Origin of the sequence: Bradyrhizobium sp. CCBAU 11430 (assembly GCF_028128855.1) — a bacterium.
Taxonomy (GTDB): domain Bacteria; phylum Pseudomonadota; class Alphaproteobacteria; order Rhizobiales; family Xanthobacteraceae; genus Bradyrhizobium; species Bradyrhizobium ottawaense.
Map to the genome: position 1 here is coordinate 118,766 of NZ_LBJV01000056.1, position 26,941 is coordinate 145,706.

Annotated in this window: 26 protein-coding genes; 10 read left to right on the forward strand and 16 right to left on the reverse strand. The window is 64.6% G+C overall.

Annotation, left to right across the window (positions count from 1 at the left end; genetic code table 11):
- Positions 1 to 80: 80 nt before the first annotated feature.
- Both XI04_RS17380 and XI04_RS17385 read right to left on the reverse strand, forming a co-directional pair.
- On the reverse strand, positions 81 to 449 hold the full coding sequence (locus XI04_RS17380; protein WP_028142049.1) for a CsbD family protein: 369 nt from the start codon (positions 447 to 449) through the stop codon (positions 81 to 83).
- 196 nt (positions 450 to 645) lie between these two features.
- A complete protein-coding gene (locus tag XI04_RS17385) occupies positions 646 to 1,383 on the reverse strand; it encodes an SDR family NAD(P)-dependent oxidoreductase (protein ID WP_095424712.1) in 738 nt (245 codons plus the stop codon).
- A gap of 97 nt (positions 1,384 to 1,480) precedes the next feature.
- Between XI04_RS17385 and XI04_RS17390 the strand changes: the two genes are divergently transcribed.
- Together XI04_RS17390 and XI04_RS17395 are read left to right on the forward strand one after the other, a co-directional pair.
- The gene (locus XI04_RS17390) at positions 1,481 to 2,260 is read left to right on the forward strand and encodes an SDR family NAD(P)-dependent oxidoreductase (protein WP_271609262.1); all 780 of its coding nucleotides are present in this window, start codon (positions 1,481 to 1,483) and stop codon (positions 2,258 to 2,260) included.
- Positions 2,261 to 2,357: 97 nt separating this feature from the next.
- Entirely contained in the window at positions 2,358 to 3,245 is an 888-nt protein-coding gene (locus tag XI04_RS17395; RefSeq protein ID WP_271609263.1) for a TauD/TfdA dioxygenase family protein, read from the forward strand.
- A 247-nt stretch (positions 3,246 to 3,492) separates the two neighbouring features.
- Here the strand turns inward: XI04_RS17395 and XI04_RS17400 are convergent, their stop codons facing one another.
- The gene (locus tag XI04_RS17400; RefSeq protein ID WP_028142053.1) at positions 3,493 to 4,137 is read right to left on the reverse strand and encodes a YqgE/AlgH family protein; all 645 of its coding nucleotides are present in this window, start codon (positions 4,135 to 4,137) and stop codon (positions 3,493 to 3,495) included.
- Between the two features lie 142 nt (positions 4,138 to 4,279).
- Here XI04_RS17400 and XI04_RS17405 point away from each other — a divergent pair, with 142 nt between their 5' ends.
- From XI04_RS17405 to XI04_RS17415, 3 genes are all read left to right on the forward strand, one after another.
- Positions 4,280 to 5,119 (forward strand): protein-disulfide reductase DsbD domain-containing protein, encoded by an 840-nt coding sequence (locus tag XI04_RS17405; protein ID WP_271609264.1) that lies wholly within the window; start codon positions 4,280 to 4,282, stop codon positions 5,117 to 5,119.
- Positions 5,120 to 5,419: 300 nt separating this feature from the next.
- Entirely contained in the window at positions 5,420 to 6,787 is a 1,368-nt protein-coding gene (locus XI04_RS17410) for a flippase (RefSeq protein WP_271609265.1), read from the forward strand.
- 196 nt (positions 6,788 to 6,983) lie between these two features.
- Entirely contained in the window at positions 6,984 to 7,808 is an 825-nt protein-coding gene (locus XI04_RS17415) for a sulfite exporter TauE/SafE family protein (protein WP_028142056.1), read from the forward strand.
- Positions 7,809 to 7,964: 156 nt separating this feature from the next.
- On the opposite strand, the gene XI04_RS17420 is transcribed toward XI04_RS17415, so the two are convergent.
- The 12 genes from XI04_RS17420 to cysG all read right to left on the reverse strand — a co-directional run bounded on the left by XI04_RS17420 (position 7,965) and on the right by cysG (position 19,297).
- Positions 7,965 to 8,753 carry a 3-hydroxybutyrate dehydrogenase gene (locus tag XI04_RS17420; RefSeq protein ID WP_028142057.1) on the reverse strand — a complete coding sequence of 263 codons (789 nt, stop codon included), beginning with the start codon at positions 8,751 to 8,753 and terminating at the stop codon, positions 7,965 to 7,967.
- A gap of 1 nt (position 8,754) precedes the next feature.
- A complete protein-coding gene (locus XI04_RS17425; RefSeq protein ID WP_028142058.1) occupies positions 8,755 to 9,930 on the reverse strand; it encodes a DUF3734 domain-containing protein in 1,176 nt (391 codons plus the stop codon).
- Positions 9,931 to 10,007: 77 nt separating this feature from the next.
- Entirely contained in the window at positions 10,008 to 10,511 is a 504-nt protein-coding gene (locus XI04_RS17430) for a CAP domain-containing protein (protein WP_018318739.1), read from the reverse strand.
- 196 nt (positions 10,512 to 10,707) lie between these two features.
- Positions 10,708 to 11,742: a sulfate/molybdate ABC transporter ATP-binding protein gene (locus XI04_RS17435; RefSeq protein WP_028142060.1), complete on the reverse strand. Its 1,035-nt coding sequence runs from the start codon at positions 11,740 to 11,742 to the stop codon at positions 10,708 to 10,710.
- Entirely contained in the window at positions 11,732 to 12,655 is a 924-nt protein-coding gene (gene cysW / locus XI04_RS17440) for a sulfate ABC transporter permease subunit CysW (RefSeq protein WP_038950062.1), read from the reverse strand. Before cysW ends, XI04_RS17435 begins: the two co-directional genes overlap by 11 nt.
- A gap of 10 nt (positions 12,656 to 12,665) precedes the next feature.
- Positions 12,666 to 13,502 carry a sulfate ABC transporter permease subunit CysT gene (gene cysT / locus XI04_RS17445; RefSeq protein WP_081494297.1) on the reverse strand — a complete coding sequence of 279 codons (837 nt, stop codon included), beginning with the start codon at positions 13,500 to 13,502 and terminating at the stop codon, positions 12,666 to 12,668.
- Between the two features lie 37 nt (positions 13,503 to 13,539).
- Complete coding sequence (locus tag XI04_RS17450) at positions 13,540 to 14,541, reverse strand: sulfate ABC transporter substrate-binding protein (RefSeq protein WP_370156053.1); 1,002 nt, start codon at positions 14,539 to 14,541, stop codon at positions 13,540 to 13,542.
- Between the two features lie 120 nt (positions 14,542 to 14,661).
- Positions 14,662 to 15,393: a phosphoadenylyl-sulfate reductase gene (locus XI04_RS17455; protein WP_038950059.1), complete on the reverse strand. Its 732-nt coding sequence runs from the start codon at positions 15,391 to 15,393 to the stop codon at positions 14,662 to 14,664.
- Positions 15,390 to 15,905: a DUF934 domain-containing protein gene (locus tag XI04_RS17460; RefSeq protein ID WP_038950058.1), complete on the reverse strand. Its 516-nt coding sequence runs from the start codon at positions 15,903 to 15,905 to the stop codon at positions 15,390 to 15,392. The genes XI04_RS17455 and XI04_RS17460 overlap by 4 nt, the downstream gene beginning before the upstream one ends.
- The gene (locus tag XI04_RS17465) at positions 15,892 to 17,547 is read right to left on the reverse strand and encodes a nitrite/sulfite reductase (protein WP_038950057.1); all 1,656 of its coding nucleotides are present in this window, start codon (positions 17,545 to 17,547) and stop codon (positions 15,892 to 15,894) included. The genes XI04_RS17460 and XI04_RS17465 overlap by 14 nt, the downstream gene beginning before the upstream one ends.
- 11 nt (positions 17,548 to 17,558) lie before the next feature.
- Positions 17,559 to 17,876, reverse strand: a complete 318-nt coding sequence (locus XI04_RS17470) for a DUF2849 domain-containing protein (RefSeq protein WP_028142067.1) — start codon at positions 17,874 to 17,876, stop codon at positions 17,559 to 17,561.
- The gene (gene cysG, locus XI04_RS17475; RefSeq protein WP_271611069.1) at positions 17,873 to 19,297 is read right to left on the reverse strand and encodes a siroheme synthase CysG; all 1,425 of its coding nucleotides are present in this window, start codon (positions 19,295 to 19,297) and stop codon (positions 17,873 to 17,875) included. Before cysG ends, XI04_RS17470 begins: the two co-directional genes overlap by 4 nt.
- 245 nt (positions 19,298 to 19,542) lie before the next feature.
- On the opposite strand from cysG, the gene cysD reads away from it, so the two are divergent.
- The 4 genes from cysD (at position 19,543) to XI04_RS17495 (ending at position 25,175) form a co-directional block, all read left to right on the forward strand.
- A complete protein-coding gene (gene cysD, locus XI04_RS17480) occupies positions 19,543 to 20,337 on the forward strand; it encodes a sulfate adenylyltransferase subunit CysD (RefSeq protein ID WP_038950054.1) in 795 nt (264 codons plus the stop codon).
- A gap of 19 nt (positions 20,338 to 20,356) precedes the next feature.
- On the forward strand, positions 20,357 to 22,273 hold the full coding sequence (gene cysC / locus XI04_RS17485) for an adenylyl-sulfate kinase (RefSeq protein WP_212477275.1): 1,917 nt from the start codon (positions 20,357 to 20,359) through the stop codon (positions 22,271 to 22,273).
- A gap of 393 nt (positions 22,274 to 22,666) precedes the next feature.
- Positions 22,667 to 24,832 (forward strand): malate synthase G, encoded by a 2,166-nt coding sequence (locus XI04_RS17490; protein WP_038971358.1) that lies wholly within the window; start codon positions 22,667 to 22,669, stop codon positions 24,830 to 24,832.
- Between the two features lie 142 nt (positions 24,833 to 24,974).
- Entirely contained in the window at positions 24,975 to 25,175 is a 201-nt protein-coding gene (locus tag XI04_RS17495) for a CsbD family protein (protein ID WP_008546815.1), read from the forward strand.
- Positions 25,176 to 25,344: 169 nt separating this feature from the next.
- Here XI04_RS17495 and XI04_RS17500 read toward each other — a convergent pair whose 3' ends face one another.
- The gene (locus tag XI04_RS17500; protein WP_007599832.1) at positions 25,345 to 25,500 is read right to left on the reverse strand and encodes a Thivi_2564 family membrane protein; all 156 of its coding nucleotides are present in this window, start codon (positions 25,498 to 25,500) and stop codon (positions 25,345 to 25,347) included.
- A 270-nt stretch (positions 25,501 to 25,770) separates the two neighbouring features.
- On the opposite strand from XI04_RS17500, the gene XI04_RS17505 reads away from it, so the two are divergent.
- The coding region (locus XI04_RS17505) for a HAMP domain-containing protein (RefSeq protein ID WP_271611070.1) at positions 25,771 to 26,941 on the forward strand (1,171 nt) is incomplete at its 3' end.

The window sequence follows — 26,941 nt, forward strand, 5'->3', positions numbered from 1 at the left end:
CGATGCTACGCATCGCCTAGGCCGCATTGCGTCCGGGGCACGAGAGTTCGGGCGTTAGTTACGGGACTTGGTCACAAATCCTAATAGCGCCAGCGCGTCGGCGGACGGCGTGCAGGTCGCGACATCAGAAGCGCGAGCGCGAAACCGATGCCGCCGGCGACCAGCAGCGCGCCGAGCGGATTGTCCTGCACCTTCTTCGACAATGCTTGCGTACCATCGCGAAGAGTCTCGCCGCTGTTGTCGTAGGCGTCCTTGGCGTAGTCTGCCGCAGTCTCGCCGGCCTCGCGTACGGCATCCTTGGCCTGGCCGTAGAGATTCTGCACCGTGCCCGCGGCTTCCCGCGCCTTGCCCGATGCCTGCGTCTTCGCATCGCCTGCCATGTCTCCGACCGCGCCTTCCGCGCGTCCGGCATATTCCTTGGCCGATCCAACAATCCGATCCGTGTCCATGATGATCCTCCTCGGTGGTCAGCCGAAGTAACCGATCAGGCGCGGCGCAGTTCCAAATCATGACGAAAGTGTAGAAGGCGTAGTGCGCAGCCCGGATAAGCCAACGGATCGGCGCGAAGCGCCGTCCCGATGACAGGCTCCGCGACATCCGGGACTTTGCTTACACCGTTCCCGGGTATCGCTGCGCTCACCCCATCTACAGGATCAGCCCGCCATCGACGACCAGCGTCTGTCCGACGATGTAGGACGACAGCGGCGAGGCCAGGAACAGGGCCGCGCCGGCCATGTCGGCCGGCGTTCCCAGGCGCCGCAGCGGAATGCGTGATAGTGCGCCTTCGAGCCGCTTGGGATCGTCGGTCGTCACCTTCGTCATCTTGGTGTCGACGAGTCCCGGCGCGATGCCGTTGACACGGATGCCATCCTCGGCCCAGGCCTCGCCCAACGTCCGCGTCAATCCGACCGCACCGGTCTTCGAGGCGTTATAGGCGGGATTGCCCATGGTGGAATGATAGGCCGCGGTCGAGGACACCATGATCAGCGACCCCTTCGCATCCCGCAGCATGGAATGAAATCGCGTGGCGCAGGCCATCAGGCTCATCAAATTGACCTCGACCACCTTGCGAAAGCCGATCATCTCGAATTCGCCGCGGCGATAGAGCACGGCGCCCTGCGCCAGCACGAGCACGTCGAGCCGTTCGAAGGACGGCTTGAATGCCTCGATCGCACTGGGGTTGCTGACGTCGAGCTGCGCGTAAGACAGACCCGTGAGATCAGAACCTTCCTCGATCGAATAATCCTTTGGCTGCGCACGCGTGCCGCAAACCGCGACATGCGCGCCCCTCGTGCGAAACGCTTGCGCGATGCCGTTGCCGATCCCGCTGGAACCGCCGACCACCAGCACCTGCCTGCCTGAGAAATCGAGCTCGTTCGCCATCGCGGCCTCCCCTCTTGTCTTGCTTGTTTGACCTGTCTGCGGATCGATGCCAGCCTTGTCAATCATAACAAGAACAAGCAGGGCGCGAGGAAACAGCATGTCCGAGTTCAAACGGCTCAGCCGGTCCGTAAAGGGCCTGACCGTTCTCGTCACCGGCGCAGCCAGCGGCATGGGGCGCGCCACCGCCTACGTGTTCGCCGCGGAGGGCGCGAACGTTGCCGTCACCGACTATGATGAGCAAGGCGCGCTCGCCGTCGCGAAGGAGATCGCCGCGAGCGGCGGTTCGGCAAAAGCCTGGAAGCTCGACGTCGCCGATGGCACCGAGGTCAAGCGCGTGGTGAATGATGTCGCGGCACATTTCGGCGGGCTCGATATCGTCGTCAACAATGCCGGCATCTCCGTGCGCGTCGCGATCGACGACGAGGCCTATGAGGATTCCTGGGCCAAAGGCATCGCCGTGATGCTGACGGCGCATCCGCGCATCATCCGCGCCGCGCTGCCTTACCTGCGCAAATCGAAGAACCCGCGCATCGTCAACATCGCCTCGACCGAGGCACTCGGCGCCACCGCATTGCACAGCCCCTATTCGGCAGCAAAGGGCGGCGTGGCGAGCCTCACGCGCTCGCTTGCCGTCGAGCTCGGCCGCGAGGGCATCACCGTCAACTGCATCTGCCCGGGTCCGATCCGCACCGCAATCACCGACCGCATCTCGGAGGAGCACAAGACAATCTACGCCAAGCGCCGCACCGCACTCGGCCGCTACGGCGATCCCGAGGAGGTCGCGCATATGACGCTGAGCCTGTGCCTGCCGGCGGCGTCCTTCCTCACCGGCGCGGTGATCCCGGTCGACGGCGGTCTGATGGCGCGCAACGCGTGAGAGCCATGCGCGCCGAGCGTTGACAACGGCGAGTGCGAGAGTAGCTTTTTCGCCGACAGAGCGGGGCCAACCGCTCGCACATGCGGGAGAAAACGCCATGACGATCGCCATCCGGCAGCTTCAGAAGCATTTTGTCGGCGAGGTTTCCGGCCTCGATTTGCGAAAGCCTCTGACCGAGGTCGAGGCGCGCGAGGTCGAGGCCGCCATGGACAAATACGCGGTGCTGGTGTTCCACGATCAGGACATCACCGACGAGCAGCAGATGGCCTTTGCGCTGAACTTTGGTCAGCGTGAGGATGCGCGTGGCGGCAACATTACCAAGGCCAGCGAATACCGCCTCAACTCGGGCCTGAACGACGTCTCCAACCTCGGCAAGGACGGCAAGCCGCTGCCGAAGGACAGCCGCGCCAATCTGTTCAACCTCGGCAATTGCCTGTGGCACTCCGACAGCTCGTTCCGGCCCATCCCTGCAAAATTCTCGCTGCTGTCGGCGCGGGTCGTGAACCCGAAGGGCGGCAACACCGAATTCGCCGACATGCGCGCCGCCTATGACGCGCTCGACGACGACACCAAGGCGGAGATCGACGATCTCATCTGCGAGCACTCGCTGATGTATTCGCGGGGATCGCTCGGCTTCACCGAATACACCGAGGATGAGAAGGAGATGTTCAAGCCGGTGCTGCAAAGGCTGGTGCGGACGCATCCCGTGCATCGCCGCAAGTCGCTGTATCTGTCATCGCATGCCGGCAAGATCGTCGGCATGAGCGTGCCCGAGGGCCGCCTGTTGCTGCGCGATCTCAACGAGCACGCAACGCAAGGAGAGTACGTCTACGTCCACAAATGGAAGCTGCACGACCTCGTGATGTGGGACAACCGCCAGACCATGCACCGCGTTCGCCGCTACGACCAGTCGCAACCTCGCGACATGCGCCGCGCGACGGTGGCGGGGACGGAGCCGACGGTGCAGCAGCAGGCGGCGGAGTGAGTGGCATTGGAGTAGCCACAAATTCGGCCGTCGTCCCGGACAAGCGTAGCAAAGCGAAGCGCAGATCCGGGACCCATAACCACAGGCAGTGGTTTGACGAAGACTCGGAGTTAAGTTCCCACGCTCTAATTCCGGCCTGGGGTTATGGGTCCCGGATCTGCGCTTCGCTCTGGACAACGCTACGCGTTGCCAGAAGCTCCGCTTGTCCGGGACGACACGGGAGGTTGTTGCAACAGCTACTAGCCAGCTACGCGTGCCCGGCCTCGTTCGAGAGCATGCCGGGGTCGATGCCGATCTTGCGCAGGGCGCGTCCGTACTTGTCGTCGACGTCGTCTCCGAAGATCAGATCCGCATCCGCATCGCAATGCAGCCAGCCGTTGCTCTGGATCTCGGTCTCGAGCTGGCCCGGCGCCCAGCCGGCATAGCCGAGCGCGAGGATGGCGTGCTTGGGGCCGGAGCCGTTGGCGATCGCGCGCAGGATGTCGACGGTCGCCGTGAGGCAGACGCCGTCGTCGATCCGCAACGTCGCGTTTTCGATATAGAAGTCGCTGGAATGCAGCACGAAGCCGCGCCCCGTGTCGACCGGGCCGCCGCGCAGCACCTTCATGCTTTCGGCGTTCTCCGGTAGCTTGATGTGCTCGCCCTTCTTGATGATGCCGAGCTGCTGCAAGAGTTCGGGGAAGTCGATGCTGCCAGCCGGGTGGTTCACGATGATGCCCATCGCTCCCTCCGCCGAATGGGCGCAGAGATAGATCACCGAGCGTTCGAAGCGGGAATCGCCCATCACCGGCATCGCGATCAAGAGCCGGCCGTCGAGATAACCGGCCGAATTAGGGAGCACGGGTCCCGCGCTGCGGGTGCTTTCGCCCGTCCTCTTGCCTGTGGGAGCCATCGGTTAAGCACTCCGGTTTCAATTCCTATCCTGATGTCGGGCCGGGCCGCTGTCAAATCAAGGCTTGCAGAGACTTGATTCAAGTGCATCCATCACAAGCAATTCAATGGTTTGCCTCAGGGCGACCCTGTAAAGACGTGCCATGCTCACAAGAGTTCCCCTACGTGCGGCGATTGGCGTCGCGACAACCCTGTTTGCGTCGTCGCTGGCCATCGTAGCCCGGGCCGATGACGCCTCGCCGTGGCAGCGCGACGGACATTCCGCGGTGCGGCTATTGGCGGGATCGCGCAGCGGCGCCGTCCTGCTCGGCGGTATCGCCATCCAGCTCCAGCAGGGGTGGAAGACCTATTGGCGCTCCCCCGGCGATTCCGGTGTCCCGCCGCGGTTCGATTTTTCCAAGTCGGACAATGTCGAGGCGGTGACGGTGATGTGGCCTGCACCGCTGAAATTCAACGACGGCGCCGGCGGCCATTCGATCGGCTATCACAACCAGATCGTGCTGCCCCTGCGCATCGTCGCCAAGGCGGCCGACAAGCCCGTGACCCTGCGCGCAGATATCAATTACGCGGTGTGCGAAAAACTCTGCATTCCGGTCGAGGCCAGCGCCGAGCTCGGCTTCAACAGCGTGGCCTCGACCGAGGATGCCAATCTACGTGCGGCCCTCGACACCGTGCCGAAGCCCGCCAATATCGGCGATCCCAATCCACTCACCATCCGCGACGTCAAGCGCGACGGCGCCACCAAGGTGACGGTCGACGTGGTCACGCCGGATGCGCGCGACGTCAATCTGTTCGTGGAAGGTCCGACGCCCGACTGGGCGCTGCCGATTCCGGCTCCGGTCGAGCAGAGCCCGCCAGGGGTGAAGCGATTTTCGTTCGAGCTCGACGGCCTGCCGCCTGGCGCCAAGCCGGAGGGCGCGGCGTTGAAATTCACGCTGGTCGGGCCGGACAAGGCGTACGAGTTCAATACGAATTTGGAGTGAGTACCGGTTAGCGCGAGGAAGTTGCACGGCTCGCGCCCCACTTTCAGCTGTCGTCCCGGACAAGCGCGCCTCAGCGCGCGCCGATCCGGGACCCATGGCCACAGGCGTGGTTTGGCGAAGACTCGGAGTGACCAGCTCGCCCACAACTTCTTCTCGGGGTTATGGGTCCCGGATCTTCGCTTCGCTCGTCCGGGACGACACCGAGTATGGAACGCCACCCAACCGAATCTTAACGAATGGTTGCTAAGCCCCAGGGCCACCGCAGCAAGCCTGCGTCATGCGGTAGCCTGGGGACTTTAATTGGCCGTGATGGATGCAGAACCTGCAACGACCGGACCGGCCGGGCTGATCGCGCGGCTGCGGGCCAGGCTGACGGGCGGCCCGAGCGAGGCATCGCTGACGCGGCGGCTGGCCGGCACCATCTTCATCATCCGGGTCATCAGCGCGGGCCTTGCCTATTTTTCGCAGGTCCTGCTCGCGCGCTGGATGGGCACCTCCGACTACGGCATCTACGTGTATGTCTGGACCTGGGTGCTGCTGCTCGGCAGCATGATGGATTTCGGCATCTCGGCCTCGGCGCAGAAAATCATTCCGGAGTATCGCACCAGCGGCGAGCAGGCGCTGCTGCGCGGCTTTCTCTCCGGCAGCCGCTGGCTGACCTTCGCGGTGTCCACGCTGGTCTCGCTCGCTCTTGCCGGCATCGTCAGGCTGCTGTCGCCCTGGATCGACCCGGCCGAGGAGCTGCCACTCTATATCGGCTGCATGACGCTGCCCGCCTTCGTCGTCGCCAACACCCAGGACGGCATCGCGCGCTCGCATGACTGGATGCAACTCGGCCTGATGCCGCAATTCATCATCCGCCAGGCGCTGATCATCGGCATTACGGCCAGCGCCTTCCTGCTCGGCTACCATCTCGGCGCCGTCGCCGCGATGGTCGCGAGCGCCGGCGCAGTGTGGGTCGCGATGACCGGGCAGATGGTGGTGCTGAACCGCAAGCTCGCCGACCATATCGAGCCCGGCCCCAAGACCTATGACATCGGCGGCTGGCTCGCCGTCTCGCTGCCGATCCTGCTGGTCGAGAGCTTCTACCTGCTGCTGTCCTACACCGACGTGCTGGTGCTGCAGCAGTTCCGCCCCTCCGACGAGGTCGGGGTCTATTTCGCGGTGGTGAAGACGCTGGCGCTGGTCTCGTTCATCCACTACGCGATGTCGGCAACGACGGCGCATCGCTTCGCCGAATACAACGCCAGCGGCCACAAGGCGCGCCTGTCCGCCTATGTCGCGCATGCCATCAACTGGACGTTCTGGCCGTCGCTGGCGGCGACCATCGTGCTGCTCGCGCTCGGCAAGCCGCTGCTCTGGCTGTTCGGGCCGCAATTCGTGGTCGGCTACGACATCATGTTCGTCGCCGCGATCGGGCTCGTGGTGCGCTCCGCGATCGGACCGGTCGAGCGGCTGCTCAACATGCTCGGCCAGCAGAAGATCTGTGCGCTCGCTTATGCATTGGCCTTCGTGATGAACCTCATGCTCTGCATCGCACTCGTGCCGCGCTACGGCGGCCACGGCGCCGCGGCCGCGACCTCGATCTCGCTCACCTTCGAGACGGTGCTGCTGTTCTGGATCGTACGACAGCGGTTGGGGCTGCACGTGCTGGCGTTTGGTAAATAGGTACTAAGGCGCGCCCTTGCTCGCTCCCCGTGGGGAACGACTGTTTCGCAGTGCGCCTGGGAACAACCGGAAACACCTCTCCATTTCCGACACGCAGCACAATTTTTCTTATTCCGCCCAAGCGGTTGCGCCCCGGGGAAAGTTTATTCTACGTCGTATTGCTCAACCGACGAGATCAACCTAAGATTCTCCAGACATGATCGATCCACTCTACGTCGCCTCCGGTTTCGGCGTCGGCCTGCTCGTCGGGATGACCGGCGTGGGCGGCGGTTCCCTGATGACGCCGCTGCTGATCCTGCTGTTCGGTGTTCATCCCTCCACCGCGGTCGGCACCGATCTGCTCTATGCCGCCGCCACCAAAACCGGCGGCAGCGTGGTGCATGGCTGGTCGCGCAGCGTGCACTGGCCGGCGGTGCTGCGGCTCGCCTGCGGCAGCATTCCCGCGAGCGCAGTGACGCTGCTGGTGCTGTGGAAGCTCGACCTCAGAAGCGATTCCGAGCGAAGCCTGGTTAATCTGGTGCTGTGCTTTGCGTTGCTGCTGACCGCGACCTCGCTGATCTTCCGCAAATCGATCATGGAGCGTTATCGCGGCCGGCTCGAACAGGTCGACGAGCGCACCACCGCGATTGCCACCGTCGTCACCGGAATCGTGCTCGGCGTGCTGGTGTCGATTTCGTCGGTGGGCGCCGGTGCGGTCGGCGTGACCGTGCTGCTGCTGCTCTACCCCCGCCTGCCCATGGCGACCATCGTCGGCTCCGACATCGCCCATGCGGTGCCGCTGACGCTGGTCGCCGGCATCGGGCACTGGGCGCTCGGCGACGTGGATTGGGCCCTGATGGGCGTGCTGCTGATGGGCTCGCTGCCCGGCATCATCATCGGCAGCTACAGCGCGACGCGGGTGCCGGAGACGGTGCTGCGGCTGACGCTTGCCAGCGTGCTGTTCGTGGTCGCAGGCAAGATCATGTTTGCGGAGCTGAACCTGTCGTCGGCGTTCGTGACGGCGCTGGCCTGGACGCATTAAGCGGCAGCGGACGCGTCGTTCTCGGTTTCGTAGGGTGGGTTAGCCGAAGGCGTAACCCACCTCTTTTGTTTCCTCGGGTAACAGAAGTGGTGGGTTACGCCGAGCAGATACGCTTCGCGTATCTGCAGGGCTAACCCACCCTACGGCATCGAGCCCCTACTCCGCCGTCCAGCCACCGTCGATCGAGAGATTGGTGCCGGTGATCTGGGCGGCATCATCGCCGCACAGGAACAGCGCCAATGCGGCGACCTGCTCGGACGTCACGAACTCCTTGGTCGGCTGCGCGTCGAGCAGAACGTCGTTGATGACCTGCTCGCGCGTCAGATTGCGCGCCTTCATCGTGTCGGGGATCTGCCGCTCCACCAGCGGGGTCCAGACGTAGCCGGGACTGATGCAGTTGCAGGTGATCTTGTGGGTCGCGACCTCCAGCGCCACGGTCTTGGTCAGGCCTGCGATGCCGTGCTTGGCCGAGACGTAGGCCGACTTGAAGGGCGAGGCGACCAGCGAATGCGCCGATGCCGTGTTGATGATGCGGCCCCAGCCCTTCTTCTTCATGCCGGGCACGGCGGCACGGATGGCGTGGAAGGCCGAGGACAGGTTGATGGCGATGATCTGGTCCCACTTCTCGAGCGGAAACTCCTCGATCGGCGAGACGAACTGGATGCCGGCATTGTTGACGAGGATGTCGACTGAACCAAAGGTCTTCTCGCCGAGCGCGATCATGCCGGCGATCTCGGCCGGCTTGGTCATGTCGGCGGGCGAATAGATCGCCTTCACCTTGAAGTCCGCCTCGATCTTCGCGCGCTCCTTCTCAATGTCCTCCGGCGTGCCGAAGCCGTTGATGACGACATTGGCGCCGGCGGCGGCGAAGGCGCGTGCATAGGCGAGCCCGATGCCGCTAGTGGACCCGGTCACGACGGCATTCTTGCCTGACAGACTACCCATTCTATTCGCTCCTTTTTGCCGGGGGCGCGGTGACGTCCCCCGTGAGATCGTAGGTCACCATGGTCTCACCGGACTGCGGCCGCTCGAGCCAGTCCTTGTGGCGCATCGACAGATGCACGTCGCGCACGCCGGCCTCCCAATGCTCGACCATGGCGACGTGCGAGAAGTCGTAATCCTTGGACGAGGATTCGTAGTTCTTGCTGCGGTAGATCAGATGCACGACGGTGACGGTGCTTTCGCGCGACACCTTCGCCAGGAATTCGACGGAAGGATCGTTCTTGAGATAATCCGGCAATTTGCCGATCAGGTCGCGCACCGCCCTGCGGGCGTTGTGGATCTGCTTGTTCTTGTCGGTGTTCATCCGCGTGCGGCTGGAATAGCGGATGTCCTTCTCGCGCTCGGCGGCCTCCAGCAGCGAGGTCGGCAGATCGCCGCGCGCGGAAAACAGGTCGACCTGGAAGATCAGCATGTCGCGATCGACCTCGGCGTCGAGCACGTAGTCGAGCGGCGTGTTGGAGGCGATGCCGCCGTCCCAATAATGCTCGCCCTCGATCATCACGGATGGAAAGCCGGGCGGCAGCGCGCCGGAGGCCATGATGTGCTCGGGGCCGATGGTCTTGCCGAGCTTCTTGAACTCGTAATTGTCGAAATATTTGAAATTGCCGGAGGTGACGCCGACCGCGCCGACCGACAGGCGCGTCTTCAAATCGTTGATGCGGTCGAAATCGACCAGACGCTCCAGCGTCTTCTTCAGCGGTGCGGTGTCGTAATAGCTCTCGGCCTGCGGGCTGCCGGGCGGCCAGAGCGGCGCCGGCGGAATCCGCGGCGTGAAGAAGCCGGGCACGCCGAAGGTCGCGATCAGCGCGGCACTGGTCGAATTGAACAGCTCGCGGCTGTGGTCGCTCTTGCCGATCGGTTTCCACGGCACCGGCGCGGAGACCATCTCCCAGAATTCCTTGAGCCGCTTGACGCGCGTCGGGCCCTCGTTGCCGGCGATGATGGCGGCGTTGACCGCGCCGATCGAGATGCCGGCGACCCATTCCGGCTCGAAACCGTGGCCGCACAGCGCCTGATAGGCGCCGGCCTGATAGGAGCCAAGCGCGCCGCCGCCCTGAAGGACCAGGACGCGTTGCGCATTCGCGGGGATGCTGGCGGATTCCGGGCTATGATCGATCATGCAGGAACAATAGCAAAAGGCGAGCCACCGTGGCGACCCTCCGCCGCGGCGTCAATGCATCCCGGATCAAGTCTGGCTTATCGGGGCTCGGTCGAGGCCAGGATCATGGTCCAGAACACCTTGTATTTGGTGCCGGGAGCATAGCTCGCCGCGATGCCCAATTTTGTGACACCGCCCTTGAGCATGTTGGCGCGGTGGGGCGGCGAATCGCGCCAGCCGGAAAACGCTTCCGCCAGCGTATGATAGCCGGCCGAGACGTTCTCGACGGCAACGGTGGCGGGATAGCCGCCGGTGGCAAGGCGCTTGGCCAGCGGCGCGCGGACGTCGTGATCCATCTTGTTGGCCGCAGCCATAGCCTGGGACTGGGATTCGGCGAGCCGCATCAGGTCAGGGTCGATGACGACGGTGCCGAGGGCGTTGTTCTGGCGGTATTGCGAGATCATGATCGCGGCCGCCTGCGCATCGAGCTTGGAGCCCGGGACCGCCATATCGGCATACATGGACGGCTGCTGGACCGGTGCCTCGTTGCCGGCACAGCCGGCAAGCAGCAAAGTGATGAGAATTGCGGCCGCAGCGCGCATGTAAAGCCCCCGAATGAGGGGCCGTTGTTGCATACCAACCGTGGCTGAAAGGTGAATTTTGAAGAAAATCGTTCCTGTCATTCCGGGGCAGCGCGCAGGGCTGAACTGTGGTGCGCAATCGCGCACCTGAGACTCTCGCGCCATAACCTCGAGATGCCGGGTTCGATGCTTCGCATCGCCCCGGAATGACAGAGCGTTAGCCCGCAAATATCCGGTAACGGCGCGGCTCGAGGCCGATGGTGTCGCCGGCGCGCAGTTCCTTGTCGCGGGGGGCGTCGATCTCGATGGTCTCGCCGCCCGACAATGCGACCTCGGCGCGCTGCACGGGACCGAAATTGCGGACGTGCTGGACCGCGCCCTCGAAGGCGCCACTGCCGGGGGGCCCGACCAGCATGTCATGTCGCCGCACGAACAGCTTTGACGCGCCAGGCGCAAGCCCGTCCGCCGCGAGGGTGAGCGGCCGGTCACCCAGCCTGATCACGCCGCCTTCGACCTGAACCGGCAGTTCGATGGACTCGCCGATAAAGCCGTGCACGAAGGCCGTCGCCGGGGTCTCGTAGACGTCGTCGGGCGAGCCGATCTGCTCGATCCTGCCCTTGTCCATGACGACGACGCGGTTGGCGACTTCGAGCGCCTCCTCCTGGTCGTGGGTGACGAAGATGGAGGTGACGTTGATCTCGTGATGCAGCGAGCGCAGCCATCGGCGCAGTTCTTTCCGCACCTTGGCATCGAGCGCGCCGAAGGGCTCGTCGAGCAAGAGGATGCGCGGCTCGATCGCGAGCGCGCGGGCGAGCGCAATGCGCTGGCGCTGGCCGCCGGAGAGCTGGCTCGGATAACGGTCGGCCAGCCAGTCGAGCTGAACGAGGTCGAGCAGCTCCTTGACCCGCGCCCGGATCGCGGCTTCGTCCTTGCGTACCGCGCGCGGCTGCACGCGCAGGCCGAAGGCGACGTTCTCGAACACGGTCATGTGGCGGAACAGCGCGTAATGCTGGAACACGAAGCCGACATGCCGCTCGCGCGCGCCCTGCGCCAGCGCGTCCTCGCCATTGAAGGAGACCTCGCCGGAATCAGGCCAGTCGAGGCCGGCGATGATCCGCAGCAGCGTGGTCTTGCCGGAGCCTGACGGACCGAGCAGCGCCAGCAATTCACCATTGTCGACCTTGAGGTCGACGCCGTCGAGGGCGGCAAAACTGCCGAACTTCTTGACGAGATTTTTGACTTCAATGGTCACTTGCGTCGTCTCCTTCGTCGAGGTGACGTTCGAGAACCGTCTTTGCGATCAGCGTGATCAGCGCCAGCATCGCCAGCAGCGAGGCGATCGCGAAGGCGGCGACGAACTGGTATTCGTTGTAGAGGATCTCGACCAGCAGCGGCATCGTGTTGGTCTCACCGCGGATATGGCCTGAGACGACGGAGACCGCGCCGAACTCGCCCATCGCGCGCGCATTGCAGAGCAGGACGCCATAGAGCACGCCCCATTTGATGTTGGGCAGGGTGACGCGGAAGAAGGTCTGCAAGCCCGAAGCGCCGAGCGAAACCGCGGCCTCCTCCTCCTGCGTGCCCTGCTCCTGCATCAGCGGGATCAGCGCGCGCGCGACAAACGGGAAGGTCACGAAGGTGGTGGCGAGCGCAATGCCGGGCACGGCGAACAGGATCTGGATGTCGTGATCCCTGAGCCAGCCGCCGAAATAGCCCTGCGCGCCGAACAGCAGCACGAAGACGAGACCGGAGATCACCGGGCTGACCGAAAACGGCAGGTCGATCAGCGTGATCAGGAAGGTCTTGCCCGGGAAATCGAATTTTGCAATCGCCCAGGCGGCGACGAGGCCGAAGACAAGGTTGAGGCCGACCGAGATCGCCGCGACGATCAACGTCAGCTTGATCGCGGCCAGCGCCTCCGGCTCGGCGAGCGCGGAGAGATAGGCGAGGATTCCCTTCGAAAAGGCCTGCGCGAACACGACCACCAGCGGCAGCACGACGAAGACGGAAAGAAAGATCATCGCCAGCGCGATGATGGTGATGCGCACCGCGCGCGGTTCGGTGCGCAAATTGTCTTGCGCCGCCGCCGCATGTGCCCGTGCCTTCGCACGTGCCTTGGCGTCGGGAGCCGAGAGCGACACGGAGTCTGCGATCTGCATCGTCATCGCATCCTCCTCAGCGCGCCGGGATCCGGCTCCGCGCCCAGCGCTGGAGCCGGTTGACGGCGAAAATGATGACGAAGGAGACGACGAGCATGACCACAGCGATGGCGGTCGCGTCGGCGTAGCGGAATTCGGACAGCCGGATCACGATCAAGAGCGGCGCGATCTCGGAGACATTAGGCAGATTGCCGGCAATGAAGATCACCGAGCCATATTCACCGACCGCGCGGGCAAAGGCGAGCGCGAGCCCGGTGAGCAGCGCCGGCGCGAGCGAGGGCAGGATCACGCGGATGATGGTCTGCCAGCGGCTGGCGCCCAGGCTGCCCGCGGCCTCCTCGATCTCAGGGTCGAGATCCTGCAGCACCGGCTGCACCGTGCGCACCACGAAGGGAATGCCGATGAAGATCATGGCGACGAAGATGCCGACCGGCGTGAACGCCACCTTGATGCCGAGCGCCGCGAGCGGCGCCCCGAGCCAGCCCTTCTCGGCGAACAGCGCGGTCAGCGCGACCCCGGCGACCGCCGTCGGCAGCGCGAAGGGCACGTCGACGATGGCGTCGAACAGCCGCCGGCCGGGGAAGCGGTAGCGCACCAGCGCCCAGACGATGATGCTGCCCATGACGAGGTTGACGCAGGCCGCCGCGAACGCGAGGCCGAAGGAAACCCGCAGGGCATTCAGGGTGCGCCGGCTGGAGAGGATGTTCCAGAATTGCTCGGGGCTGAGCTCGAGCGATTTCAGGAACAGCCCGGCGAGCGGAATCAGGATGATGATCGACAGCCAGGAAAGCGTCAGTCCCATGGTGAGACCGAAGCCCGGCAATGTCCGGCGTCGTGCTGCGCGTGCGCTCACCAGGCCCCCTGCTAAAGCCCATTAAGACAGCGCCAGATCAATTCTTATAGATCTGGTCAAAGATGCCGCCGTCGGCGAAATGTTCCTTCTGCGCCTTGGTCCAACCACCGAAAACGTCGTCGATCGTGAATAGTTCGACCTTTGCGAAGGCATTTTCGTATTTTTTGGCAATCTCGGCATCGCGCGGGCGGTAGAAGTTGCGCGCGGCGATCTCCTGCCCCTCCTTGGTGTACCAATACTGGAGGTAGGCATCGGCGGCGTTGCGGGTGCCCTTCTTGTCGGCAACCTTGTCGACGATCGCGACCGGCGGCTCGGCGAGGATGGATTGCGGCGGCGCCACGATCTCGAATTTCTCCCGTCCGAATTCCTTCAGGGCGAGAAACGCCTCGTTCTCCCAGGCGAGCAGCACGTCGCCGACGCCGCGCTCGACGAAGGTCACGGTGGCGCCGCGCGCGCCGGTATCGAGCACCGGCACCTGCTGGTAGAGCTTTCCGATGAAGTCCTTGGCCTTGTCGGCGGCGCCGTATTTCTTCTGCGCAAAGCCCCAGGCCGCCAGATAATTCCAGCGCGCGCCGCCCGATGTCTTCGGGTTCGGCGTGATCACGGCAACGCCCGGCTTGATCAGATCGTCCCAGTCCTTGATCGCCTTGGGGTTGCCCTTGCGCACCAGGAACACGATGGTTGACGTGTAGGGCGACGCATTCTGCGGTAACCGCTTCTGCCAGTCCGTCGCCGTGAGGCCCTTGCCGGCGACCGCGTCGATGTCGTAGGCGAGCGCGAGCGTCACCACATCGGCCTGCAATCCGTCGATCACCGCCCGCGCCTGCGAACCGCTGCCGCCATGCGACTGCTTGATCTCGACGCTCTTGCCGGTTTCCTTCTGATAGGCATTCGCGAACGCCTTGTTGAATTCGGCATAGAGCTCGCGCGTCGGATCATACGACACGTTGAGCAAATTGATGTCGGCAGCGAGAGCCGCGCTTGCCACAAAAACCGTCGCGAGAAGTCCTGCAGCGAGCGGAACGATACGGCGCATCATGTCCATCTCCATTCACTTCGATGACATCGGTGTCAGCGAAGGCAGGCGAAACTCGCGGCGAAACGCACTTAAGTCAACGAAACCGGATTTTCTTGTTCGCAGCGTGGCAGCGTGACTGTGCTACGAAGTCTTCATCGTGTGGATGCCGCATTCTGTCTTGGCCCGGCCGCGCCAGCGACCGGCACGTTCATCCTCACCTTCGGCCGTTCTGCTCGTGCAAGGCATACACCCAACCGACAGGAAACCGGAGGCGGCCAGTGGATGACGCGGCAATTTGGCGCGGACGAAGATGGCCTCGAGTTCCTCGCGCGAGACGTTGGCGAAGGGGTTGAACTTCAACCGCACGCCATCGTCTTCAACCACCGGAATGTCGGCGCGCGCATTGCCCTGGAAGCGCTTGCGGCCGTTGATCCAGGCCGAGAACGGCTTCAATGCCCGCGCCAGCGGCTCGACTTTACGAATGCGACAGCAGGCATCGGGATCAGAGAACCAGAGATCGCGGTCGGCATCTTCGCGCGCCAGCGTCTCCTCCGCCGGTTTGATCGAGCGGACGTCCTTCAATCCAAGCGTCGCGATCAGCGTGTCGCGATAGGCCAGCGTCTCCTCGAACAGCCAGCCGGTATCGAGGAAGATCACGGGGATCGCGGGGTCGACGTCCGCCATGACCTTCAGCAGCGTCGCCGATTCCGTGCCGAACGACGACACCAGCGCAAGCTTTTCGCGCCCGACCGTCTTGAGCGCCGCGGCGACGATCTCCGCGGGCGAGGCATCGCGCAGCGCGCGATCGAGTTCGTCCGCCGACGGCAGCGCAGAGGCGGACGTCGGCGAAACCTGAGGCGCGATCGCGTTCACGTGCCGACGCCTTCGGAATGGCGCAGCTGCATGCGCCGGTGCAAGGCCGTGATGCGGCCGTCGCCGGTCGGCTGGTAGAACACCGAATAGCGCTTGGCGGTCTGCATGAAGGCTTCCGCGTCGGCCTGCTTCTTGACGTCGAAGGCATCGAAGCCGGCGCGCAGCATGAACACGAACTGGTCGCGCAGCACCTGGCCGGTGGCGCGCAATTCGCCTCGGAAATTGTAACGCTCGCGCAGCAGCCGGGCCTGGCTGTAGGCGCGGCCGTCGCGGAAGGTCGGGAACACCAGCGCAACGACGGCGATCTTGCCGAGATAGGGGACCAGTTCGGCGATGTCGCGGTTGTTCGGCCAGATCACGCCGACCTTGCCGGCACGCTTGAGCAGCGCATCGGCCTCGCCGATGAAGCGCTCGGCCGGCACCAGGATGTCGCCGCCCTTGGGCAGCGGCGTGTCGACGGCCAGCTTGACGAAGCTGTCGTCGGCGATCTTTCCGCCGTTAACGAGTGGCATAAACGCGCTCCTTGAAGGGGTCGACGCCGAGGCGTTTCACTGTGTCCATGAACAGCTCGTCCGGCCGCTCGCGCAGCGCCAGATAGGCTTCCACGATGTCCTCGACGACGTCGGCGACCTCGTCGAACTTGACGCCCGGCCCGATCAGGTTCCCGAGCGCGGCGTTTTCGTCGGCACGGCCGCCGATGGTGATCTGGTAGACTTCCTCGCCGTTCTTCTCGACGCCGAGAATGCCGATATGGCCGACATGGTGATGACCGCAGGCGTTGATGCAGCCTGAGATGTTGATGTGGAGCCGGCCGATCAGGTTGGCGAGCTCGTGGTTGGCGAAGCGCCGCGTCAGTTCCTGCGCGATCGGGATCGAGCGCGCATTCGCCAGCGAGCAATAGTCGAGACCCGGGCAGGCGATGATGTCGGTGATCAGGTTGACGTTCGGCGTCGCGAGGCCAAGCTTGTCGAGCGCCTTCCACAGCGCCGGCAGATCGCGCTTGGCGACATGCGGCAGTGCCAGGTTCTGCTCGTGGCCAACGCGGATCTCACCGAAGGAATATTTGTCGGCGAGATCGGCCAGCGCATCCATCTGCTCCGCCGTGGCATCGCCCGGAGGCGCGCCAATCGGCTTCAGCGAGATCGTGACGATGGAGTAGCCCTGGTTCTTGTGCGGGGCCACCGAGTTCTTGCGCCACGCTTCGAAATCGGGATCGGCCGCCGCCTGCCGAAGTTCGTCCGGCATGTGCGGGAGCTTTTCGTAAGGAGGATAGGTGAAGCGCGAGCGGATGTCCTCGATCACCTCGTCGTCGATCTGGAGCGAGGAGTTGCGGATGTGCTGCCACTCCTCCTCGACCTCGCGGGAGAACTTCTCGATGCCGAGCTCGTGCACCAGGATCTTGATGCGCGCCTTGTAGATGTTGTCGCGACGACCGTACTGATTGTAGACGCGCAGGATCGCCTCGATATAGCTGAGAATATCGCGGCCGTGCACGAAGTGCTTGATGGTCTTGGCGATGAACGGCGTGCGGCCAAGACCGCCGCCGACCAGCACCTCGAAGCCGGTCTCGCCCTTTTCGTTCTTGATCAGGCGAAGGCCGATGTCGTGGATCTTGATCGCGGCACGGTCGTGGTCCGACGCGGTGATCGCGATCTTGAACTTGCGCGGCAGGAACGAGAACTCCGGATGCAGCGTGGTGTGCTGGCGGATCAGCTCCGACCAGATGCGGGGATCCTCGATCTCGCCCGGCGCGACGCCGGCCCACTGGTCCGAGGTGACGTTACGCATGTTGTTGCCGGAGGTCTGCATCGCATGGATGCCGACCTTGGCGAGATCTTCCAGCGCGTCCGGCAATTCGGCGAGCTTGATCCAGTTGAACTGGATGTTCTGCCGCGTGGTGAAATGGCCGTAGCCGCGGTCGTATTTGCGCGCAACATGGGCGAGCGCCCGCAGCTGGTTCGTCGCCAGCGTGCCATAGGGGATCGCAACGCGGAACATGTAGGCGTGCAGTTGCAGATAGACGCCGTTCTGCAGGCGCAAGATCTTGAACTCGTCCTCGGTGAGCTCGCCGGAGAGGCGCCGCTTCACCTGGTCGCGGAACTCCGAGACGCGCTCATTGACGAGCGTGCGGTCGATTTCGTCGTAAGCATACATAAGAAAGCGCCTTAAACCTGGGCCGACTGTCCGATGGTCACACCGGTGCGGCGGATCTGTTCGCGCAGATTGCCGGGTTCGATCTTGCCGTCCGCGCCGACCTGCACCGGGGCGATATAGGGACCGATCGCGCCGACGTCATCGGCGACGGACTCCGCAAGCAACGCCTTGGCCTCGTCGGAGTTGCGCACGATCGCAGCTTCCGACAGGTCCGGGGACCAGCTCCTGGCGGCGGTGCGATAAACCACGATGCCGTCCCAGGTACGGTTGGCGGTCACGATCGAGGGGCCAGCGATCTTGATCTTCTTCTGTTCAAGCGGAGAGGTCATTCGGCTGCATCCAATAGGTCAGAGATGATTTGCTTTGGGGTTTCGCGACGAAGGGAACCGGCATGCCGGACCACCTCGCCGATGATGAGAATGGCGGGTCCGCCGCTGACCCGCCGCACCAGCTCGGGAAGGTCGCGCAGCGTGCCGATCGCGCCCTGCGCATCGGGACGGGTGACGCGCGCGAACACGCCGACCGGCGTCTCCGGCGAACGGCCGGCGGCGAACAGGCCGGCGCGCACGGCGGGCGCGGCAGTCATGCCCATGTAGACCACAACGGTCATTCTGGTGTCGGTCAGCGTGGCCCAGTCCACGACTTCCGCGTCGCGCGCCTTGTGCGCGGTGAGGAAGGTGATGCGGGTCGCTTCGTGACGGTAGGTGAGCGGCACCTCGAAATCGGCGGCGCCGCCGAGCCCCGCGGTGATGCCGGGGATGATCGAATAGGCGACGCCTGCCGCGCGCAGGGCTTCGACCTCTTCGCCACCACGGCCGAACACGAAGGGATCGCCGCCCTTCAGCCGCACCACGCGCTGACCGGATTGCGCGGCCTCGATCATGCGCTTGTTGATGGCGTCCTGGCCGATGCCGGGCTTGCCGACGCGGCGGCCGACGGCAACGCGCGTGGTGTCGCGGCGGATGCGGTCGAGAATTTCGCCCGAGACCAGCTCGTCATGGAAGACGATGTCGGCGTCCTGCAATGCGCGCAGCGCCTTGATGGTGAGAAGATCGGGATCGCCGGGACCGGCGCCGACCAGCGCGACCGAGCCTTCCGGCTTATCGGCACGCGCGAATTCGGAGGGATCGGCAATCGCCTTGAGCGCGGCATCCGCCTCGCTCCTGCGGCCGCCGAGCACGGCAGCGCCGATCGGGCCGTCGATGACGCGCTCCCAGAACCGGCGGCGCAGCGGAAACTCGGTGATGCGCTCGTTGATGGACTTGCGAAAGCCGCCGATGAACTCGGCGAGCTCGCCGATACGGGCCGGCAGCAGCGCCTCGATCTTCTCGCGCACGCGCCGTGCCACGACGGGCGAAGTGCCGCCGGTGCCGACTGCGACCACGACATCGCCGCGATCGACGATCGCCGGGAAGATGAAGCTGGAATGTTCGAGATCGTCCATGACGTTGACGGGCAGACCGAGAGCCTTGGCGCGAACCGACATCGCCACGCCCACATCACCCGCACCAGCGCAGACGATGGCGATGACGCCGGCGAGATCGGCGGTCAGTGGATCGCCGGCAGCGATCTCGATGCGCACCGCGTCCTCCGAGTTGAGACCCAGATCATGATTGCCGTCGATCGCATGCACGCGGATGCGCGCACCGGCCGCAGCGAGCACGCGCAGCTTGGCACGCAAAAGCTCACCCGCGCCGATGAGGACCACCGGACCGGCCTTGAGATCGAGAAACACCGGCAAGAACCGCATGCGATACTCGCTTCCCCCACATCCGGGGTTGACTGGAATTATTTTCTATATATGTGTCGTTTCGAGCGCGCAAAGAGAAAATTTTTTCTTCTCTTCCGCACCGCAACTATAGAATTTTCGCCTCCAAACGCAAAGTGGCAGAGATGCATCTTCTCAAGGACGATTCCGCAGCGAGCGGACTGAGCAGCCCGGCCCCGGCCGAGCGCGCACGCACGCAAGAATTTTCTGCTGACCTTGCCCCCAGCATGGACCATCTCGACCAGCTCGAGGCGCAGAGCATCTACATCTTCCGCGAGGCCTTCGCCCGGCTGAAGAAGATCGCGCTGCTGTGGTCGCTCGGGAAGGACTCCAACGTCATGATCTGGCTGGCGCGGAAAGCGTTCTTCGGCCGCGTGCCGTTCCCGGCTTTGCATGTCGACACCGGCAAGAAGTTTCCGGAGATGTACCGCTTTCGAGATCACTACGGCAAAGAGTGGGATCTCGATTTGCGCGTCGAGCCCTGCCCGCCCATCGATGCCGTCGATCCGACGCTGCCGCCGGCCGCGCGCTCCGCTGCACGCAAGACCGAAGGCCTCAAGATGGCGCTCGGCAAATTCGGCTTTGACGGCCTGATCGCCGGCATCCGCCGCGACGAGGAGGCAACGCGCGCCAAGGAGCGTGTGTTCTCGCCGCGCGGGCTCGAAGGCAATTGGGACGTGCGCGACCAGCCGCCGGAGTTCTGGGACCATTTCAACGCCTCGCCGCCGCAGGGCGCGCATCTGCGCATCCATCCGATCCTGCATTGGACCGAGGCCGACATCTGGGCCTACACCAAGCGCGAGAACATCCCGATCATCCCGCTATATCTCGCCAGGGACGGCAAGCGCTATCGCTCGCTGGGGGATCAGGACATCACCAATCCGGTCGCGTCGACCGCGTCCAACATCGACGAGATCCTGATCGAGCTCGAGCAGACCAAGGTGCCGGAGCGCGCCGGCCGCGCACTCGACCACGAGACCGAGGACGCCTTCGAGCGCCTGCGCGTCGCCGGCTATCTCTGATCAAGAACGCGAGCGCGATATGAACATGATCGTCACCCCCGCTTCGCCGGCCACCCCGAACGGCACCACCCGTCCGCAGGTCCGCATCGTCATCGTCGGCCATGTCGACCACGGCAAATCGACGCTGGTCGGCCGCCTCTTGCACGAGACCGGCAGCCTGCCCGACGGCAAGCTCGACATGCTGAAAGCCGTCAGCGCGCGACGCGGCATGCCGTTCGAATGGTCGTTCCTGCTCGATGCGCTGCAGACCGAGCGGGACCAGGGCATCACCATCGACACCACGCAGATCCGCTTCCGCACCAATTCGCGCGACATCGTTCTGATCGACGCGCCCGGCCACGCCGAATTCCTGCGCAACATGATCACCGGCGCCTCGCAGGCCGACGGCGCGGTGCTGATCATCGACGCGCTCGAAGGCGTGCGCGACCAGACACGGCGGCACGGCTATCTCCTGCATCTGCTCGGCGTGAAGCAGGTCGCGATCGTCGTCAACAAGATGGACCGAGTCGACTTCTCCGCAGAGCGTTTCAAGGAGATCAGCGACGAGATCTCCGCGCATCTGAACGGCCTCGGCGTGAAGCCCACGGCGGTGATCCCGGTCTCCGCGCGCGACGGCGACGGCGTCGCAATGCGCACCGATCGCATCTCCTGGTACAAGGGACCGACGGTGGTCGAGGCGCTCGACGCTCTCGAGCCGGCCCGGCCGCTGGAAGCGCTGGCGCTGCGGCTGCCGGTGCAGGCGATCTACAAGTTCGACGACCGCCGCATCGTCGCGGGCCGCATCGAATCCGGCAGCCTCATTGCCGGCGACGAGATCGTGATCATGCCGGCTGGCAAGATCGCGAAGATCAAGACCGTCGAGAGCTGGCCGGTGACGCCGGTTGCGGGACGGCAGGGCGCGGGCCGCTCGGTCGGCATTACGCTCGACCGCGAACTATTCGTCGAGCGCGGCGATATCATCGCGCACGCGAGCGCCGCCCCGCGCGAGACGCGGCGGCTGCGCGCGCGGATCTTCTGGCTGCACGACAAGCCGCTCGCCAAGGGCGACCAGCTCCTGGTCCGCTGCGGGCCGAAGGAAAGCCGCGCCACGGTCGTCGCGATCGAGAAGGCGGTCGATCCGGGCGAGCTCTCGAGCAGCGAGAACAAGGCGATCGGCCGCAACCATGTCGGCGAGATCGACATCTCGCTGTCGAATCCGATTGCCACCGATCCCTACACCGAGAATCCGCGCACCGGCCGTCTCGTGATCGAAGTCTCCGGGCGCATCGCCGGCGGCGGTCTGGTGCTGTCGGTCGATGCCGGCCAGCGCGCCTTGCCGGTGGACATCGTGCCGGTGGAATCCGCACTTCGTCCCGACGAGCGCTCCGCGCGCTATCAGCACAACGGCGCGGTGGTCTGGCTCACCGGCCTGCCGGCCTCGGGCAAGTCGACGCTCGCCAAGGCGCTGGAACGGCGGCTGTTCACCAATGGCGGCTCGCCGATCCTGCTCGACGGCGACACGCTGCGCGCCGGGCTCAACAGCGATCTCGGCTTCTCCACGGCTGACCGCAGCGAGAACATCCGCCGCCTTGCCGAAGTCGCAACGCATCTCGCACGTAACGGCCATATCGCCATCGTCGCCGCGGTCTCGCCCGCGCGCGAGGACCGCGCCACGGCGCGCCGCATCGCCGACACCGCGTTCCGCGAGATCCATGTCGCGACGCCGGCAGAGGTCTGCGAGGATCGCGACCCCAAGGGGCACTACAAGAAGGCCCGCGCCGGCGCGCTGGCGTCGTTCACCGGCATCGGTAACGACTACGAAGCGCCGCAGGCGGCCGAGCTGGTGATCGACACCTCGACGCGGACCGTCGCCGAGGCAGCCGACGAGATCGAGCAGATGCTGAAGACGACGGGCGTGCTGTTCGACGAAACCGTGGACCTCGCCGCGAATATTTGAGGCAGGCTCCATCCGCTTGCGCAGCTGCGTTCCCTCCCCCCTTGCGGGGGGAGGGCTAGGGAGAGGGGTCCACACGGGGACTCTCTCAATCAATCAGAGCACTCCGCTCCCGTCGAATCCCGACACACCTTTTCCTGAGCCACCCCTCTCCCCCGCCCTCCCCCACAAGGGGGGAGGGAGCGCAGTTGTGTCCGTGGCGCGAAGTGGGATCAAATTTGTAAAGCCAGCTGCCCGCCACACCTGCTCTTGACATTTTGACAAACCCCTGGGGGTCTTCTCACCGCCCCGATTTTGGGGCTAATAGGCCCCGAAAGCCGCTCCCTCGTGGGCGCATTTTGCTGCTGTCGGGTCAAAAGCAGCCAAAAACAGCCATTTCCAACAAGAAAGCCCATCATGAAACGCGTCGACGCCCACGGATTGAAGATCGCTCCCGTCCTGTTTGATTTCATCGCCAAGGAAGCGGCCCCGAAAACGGGGATCGCGCCGGATGCGTTCTGGGCCGGGCTTGCCGCCATCATCAAGGATCTGGGGCCGAAGAACCGCGCATTGCTGGCGGTGCGCGACACGTTGCAGGCCAAGATCGACGACTGGCACCGCGCCAGCAAAGGCAAGGCGTTCGACCTCAACGCCTATACCGCCTTCCTGAAGGAGATCGGCTATCTCGTTCCGGAGCCGGCGACCCAGAAGGTCGAGACCGCCAATGTCGACGAGGAGATCGGCAAGATCTGCGGCCCGCAGCTCGTCGTGCCCCTCACCAACGCGCGCTATGCGCTGAACGCGGCGAATGCGCGCTGGGGTTCTCTCTATGACGCCTTCTACGGCACCGATGCGATCCCGCATGATCCGTCCGAGAGCGGCAAGGGCTACAACAAGGCGCGCGGCGACAAGGTGATCGCCAAGGCCAAGGCGTTCCTCGATGCCGCTGTGCCGCTTGCCACCGGCAGCCACACCGACGTCACCGCCTACAGTGTCGTCGCGGGCCAGCTCGCGGTGAAGCTGAAGAGCGGCAATGCCACCGCGCTGAAGAACGCGGCGCAGTTCGCCGGCTTCCAGGGCGATGCGGCCGCGCCTTCGGCCGTGCTGCTCGCCAACAATGGCCTGCATGTCGAGGTGAAGATCGACCGCAGCAGCGCGATCGGCAAGGACGATCCGGCCGGCGTCGCCGACATGATCATGGAATCCGCGGTTTCCACCATCCTCGACATGGAGGACTCGGTCGCAGCCGTCGATGCCGAGGACAAGGTGCTGGTCTACCGCAACACGCTCGGCCTGATGAACGGCACGCTGTCGGCCGATTTCGAGAAGGGCGGCAAGACGCTGACGCGCTCGCTCAACGCCGACCGCAGCTACAAGACCCCGGACGGCAAGGGCGAGGTCAAGCTGCACGGCCGCAGCCTGCTCTTGATGCGCAATTGCGGTCACCACATGTTCACCGACGCGGTGCTGGACGAGAAGGGCGAGGAGATTCCGGAAGGCCTTCTGGACGCCGCCGTCTCCGGCCTGCTCGCGATCCACGACCTCAAGGGCAATTCGAAGGTCAAGAACAGCCGCACGGGATCTGCCTATATCGTCAAGCCGAAGATGCACGGCCCGGACGAGGTGTCGCTCACCTGCGAGATCTTCGACCGCGTCGAGAAGATGCTGTCGCTGCCGGAGAACACGCTCAAGGTCGGCATCATGGACGAGGAGCGGCGCACCACCGTCAACCTCAAGGCCTGCATCCAGCGCGCCTCCAAGCGCATCATGTTCATCAACACCGGCTTCCTCGACCGCACCGGCGACGAGATCCACACCTCGATGGAAGCCGGCCCAATGATCCGCAAGAACGAGATGAAGGCGCAGGCCTGGATCAAGGCCTATGAGGACTGGAACGTCGACATGGGCCTGACCTGTGGCCTGCCCGGGCACGCCCAGATCGGCAAGGGCATGTGGGCCGCCCCCGACAAGATGGCGGACATGCTGGCGCAGAAGCTTGGCCATCCGCAGGCCGGCGCCACCACCGCCTGGGTGCCCTCGCCGACTGCGGCGACGCTGCACGCGCTGCATTACCACCAGGTCAACGTGATCGCTCGCCAGGAAGAGCTCACCAAAGGCGGACCGCGCGCAAAGCTTTCGGACATCCTCACCATTCCGGTGTCGAAGTCGAACTGGGCGCCCGATGACGTCAAGCAGGAGATCGACAACAACTGCCAGGGCATCCTCGGCTATGTCGTGCGCTGGATCGATCAGGGCGTCGGCTGCTCCAAGGTGCCCGACATCCACGACGTCGGCCTGATGGAAGACCGCGCCACCTTGCGGATCTCCAGCCAGCATCTCGCCAACTGGCTGCACCAGGGCGTGATCACCGAGGCGCAGGTGATGGAATCGCTCAAGCGCATGGCGGTCGTTGTCGACAAGCAGAACGCCGGCGATGCCATCTACAAGCCGATGGCGCCCGCCTTCGACGGCGTCGCCTTCAAGGCCGCCTGCGACCTCATCTTCAAAGGCCGCGAGCAGCCGAACGGCTACACCGAATACATCCTCACCGCGCGCCGCCGCGAGGCCAAGGCGAACGGCTGATAGTCAGCCGGCTCGAAACACCGAAAGCCCCGGCTCACGCCGGGGCTTTTTTGTTGAGCGCAGCGGGCGAAACGTCGCGCCGCGCAGCGGAACGGCCGCGCGGCGGTCGCGTTGTACGGCCATCAACCCATGGGAGATGGTCATGGACTGGAATCGCATCGAAGGAAACTGGAAGCAGTTCAAGGGTTCGGCCAAGGAGAAGTGGGGCAAGCTCACCGACGACGACCTCCAATTGATCGAGGGACGCCGCGAACAGCTCGAGGGCCGGCTCCAGGAACGCTACGGCAAGGCCAAGGACCAGGTTCGTCAGGACGTCGACGACTGGCTGAAATCGCTGCACTGAAGCAGCGCAAACGAAGCCCCGGCGAAAGCCGGGGCTTCTTGTTTGGCGAGTGGCCCGGATGAGCCAGCGGGTCGGCGCGAAGCGCCGCCCGATGACAGGCTCCGCGACATCCGGGACCTTTGTTGCGGCACCCCGGATATCGCTGCGCTCATCCGGCTTTGATCCCTTGCTAGAACACCGCGAGATATTTCAGCAGCGAGACGATGCCGATGATGATGACGACCACGCGCGCGATCTGCTTGGCGCGGCCGTCCATCGGCAGCATGTTGATGAGATAAAGGACGAGAATAACGACGAGAAAAGTGACGAGTACGCCCACCAGCATCGCGAAACCCCCTTCAGGCAAATTGCGACCACCGCTCTAACGCCTGTCTCCCGCGCTGGTTCCATCGCGGCAACCCACTGCAACTTCTAGTAAATACGTACTTCTACGATCGGACGGCCTGCCCAAAATTTTACCCTTTTCCATTCAGATGCGGAAATGACGCCGGTGCCGTGGGCCGCAAACGGCGTGCGATTGCCGTTCTGCCGCGCCGGGCTTGTCGATGTTGCCGGGCGCTTTCAAGAGCTTTGCAATGGGAGTTGGGGGACTTCGATGCTGAATCGTCTGACCGTATCCACGCTGCTGAAGGCGGTGATCGCGATCACGTCGGCCTGCGTGGTGCTCGCGCTCTCGCTCACCGCCTACGAATCCTGGGATCGCCTCAAGACCGCCAACCGGATCTCGCAGACCGCCGACGCATCCGCCGATTTGTTCAAGGCGATGCACAGCCTGCGCACCGACCGATCGACCACGACGCGGCTCCTCAACTCGGCCGAACCGATGGATGCCGAGATCGAGAAATATCTGCGCGCGATCCGGGACACCGAGATGCCGGCAATGGCACGCGCGCTGGAGCTGCTGCCGGTCATGGACTTCCCGCAATCGGGCACGCTGGTGCCGGAGCTTGCGCGCCTCCACAAGTTGCTGACCGAAGAGCAGAAACAGTTCTGGGCGGATATGGCCAAGCCCAGGGATCAGCGCCGCGCCGGCCTGCCGAAGGAATATATGGAGACGACGGGCGGCCTGCTCGAAACGCTCGACAAGCTGTCGAACGTCCTGGCCGCCACCGTCAACCACCAGGACGCCGTGATCGACCAGCTGCTGTCGATCAAGCAGAACGCCTGGCTGCTCCGCAACACCGCGGGCGAAGCTTCGCTGGTCGTCTCGACCGGTCTTGCCGCCGGCAAGATCACACCGGAAGCCCGCAACAACTACACCCAGCATGTCGGCGGCACGTCGGCGATGTGGAAGGCGCTCGAATTGTCAGCCTCGGGCATGCAGTTGCCGCCCGCGCTCGTCTCCGCCATGGCCGCGGCCAAGACCGCCTATTTCGAGCCGCAATATCTGACCCTGCGGGACCGCCTCGCTGACACTTTGGTCAAGGGCGAGAAGGCCGAGATGACCGCCAACCAGTGGAGCCCGCTCACGGTCGGCCGCCTTTCCAGCGCTGTCACCGTGGCGGAAGCCGCCCTTGACGCCGCCAAGGTCCATACGCTGGAGCAGCGCGGCGCCGCGCAGCGCGCGCTGATCGTGCAGCTTGGATTGCTGGGGCTCGCCATCGGCCTTGCCGTCGGCGCGGTCATGCTCGTGAGCCGCCGCGTGATCCATCCGCTCAACACCATCCGCGACGCCATGCTGAAGGTCGCCGGCGGCGACCTTGCCGTCGACAGCGGCTATCTCGATCGTCAGGACGAGATCGGCGCACTGGCCGGCGCGCTGGAGG

Bases quoted from the DNA above. Each gene is read 5' to 3' on its own strand.
- XI04_RS17415 (WP_028142056.1), top strand. From the start codon at position 6,984: ATGATCGATCCACTCTACGTCGCCTCCGGTTTCGGCGTCGGCCTGCTC.
- XI04_RS17490 (WP_038971358.1), top strand. From the start codon at position 22,667: ATGAAACGCGTCGACGCCCACGGATTGAAGATCGCTCCCGTCCTGTTT.
- cysG (WP_271611069.1), bottom strand. From the start codon at position 19,297: ATGCGGTTCTTGCCGGTGTTTCTCGATCTCAAGGCCGGTCCGGTGGTC.
- XI04_RS17460 (WP_038950058.1), bottom strand. From the start codon at position 15,905: ATGCCACTCGTTAACGGCGGAAAGATCGCCGACGACAGCTTCGTCAAG.
- XI04_RS17430 (WP_018318739.1), bottom strand. From the start codon at position 10,511: ATGCGCGCTGCGGCCGCAATTCTCATCACTTTGCTGCTTGCCGGCTGT.
- cysC (WP_212477275.1), top strand. From the start codon at position 20,357: ATGAACATGATCGTCACCCCCGCTTCGCCGGCCACCCCGAACGGCACC.
- cysD (WP_038950054.1), top strand. From the start codon at position 19,543: ATGGACCATCTCGACCAGCTCGAGGCGCAGAGCATCTACATCTTCCGC.
- XI04_RS17390 (WP_271609262.1), top strand. From the start codon at position 1,481: ATGTCCGAGTTCAAACGGCTCAGCCGGTCCGTAAAGGGCCTGACCGTT.
- XI04_RS17470 (WP_028142067.1), bottom strand. From the start codon at position 17,876: ATGACCTCTCCGCTTGAACAGAAGAAGATCAAGATCGCTGGCCCCTCG.
- XI04_RS17495 (WP_008546815.1), top strand. From the start codon at position 24,975: ATGGACTGGAATCGCATCGAAGGAAACTGGAAGCAGTTCAAGGGTTCG.
- XI04_RS17425 (WP_028142058.1), bottom strand. From the start codon at position 9,930: ATGATCGATCATAGCCCGGAATCCGCCAGCATCCCCGCGAATGCGCAA.
- XI04_RS17465 (WP_038950057.1), bottom strand. From the start codon at position 17,547: ATGTATGCTTACGACGAAATCGACCGCACGCTCGTCAATGAGCGCGTC.
- XI04_RS17450 (WP_370156053.1), bottom strand. From the start codon at position 14,541: ATGATGCGCCGTATCGTTCCGCTCGCTGCAGGACTTCTCGCGACGGTT.
- XI04_RS17405 (WP_271609264.1), top strand. From the start codon at position 4,280: ATGCTCACAAGAGTTCCCCTACGTGCGGCGATTGGCGTCGCGACAACC.
- XI04_RS17500 (WP_007599832.1), bottom strand. From the start codon at position 25,500: ATGCTGGTGGGCGTACTCGTCACTTTTCTCGTCGTTATTCTCGTCCTT.
- XI04_RS17400 (WP_028142053.1), bottom strand. From the start codon at position 4,137: ATGGCTCCCACAGGCAAGAGGACGGGCGAAAGCACCCGCAGCGCGGGA.
- XI04_RS17395 (WP_271609263.1), top strand. From the start codon at position 2,358: ATGACGATCGCCATCCGGCAGCTTCAGAAGCATTTTGTCGGCGAGGTT.
- XI04_RS17380 (WP_028142049.1), bottom strand. From the start codon at position 449: ATGGACACGGATCGGATTGTTGGATCGGCCAAGGAATATGCCGGACGC.
- XI04_RS17385 (WP_095424712.1), bottom strand. From the start codon at position 1,383: ATGGCGAACGAGCTCGATTTCTCAGGCAGGCAGGTGCTGGTGGTCGGC.
- cysW (WP_038950062.1), bottom strand. From the start codon at position 12,655: ATGACGATGCAGATCGCAGACTCCGTGTCGCTCTCGGCTCCCGACGCC.
- XI04_RS17420 (WP_028142057.1), bottom strand. From the start codon at position 8,753: ATGGGTAGTCTGTCAGGCAAGAATGCCGTCGTGACCGGGTCCACTAGC.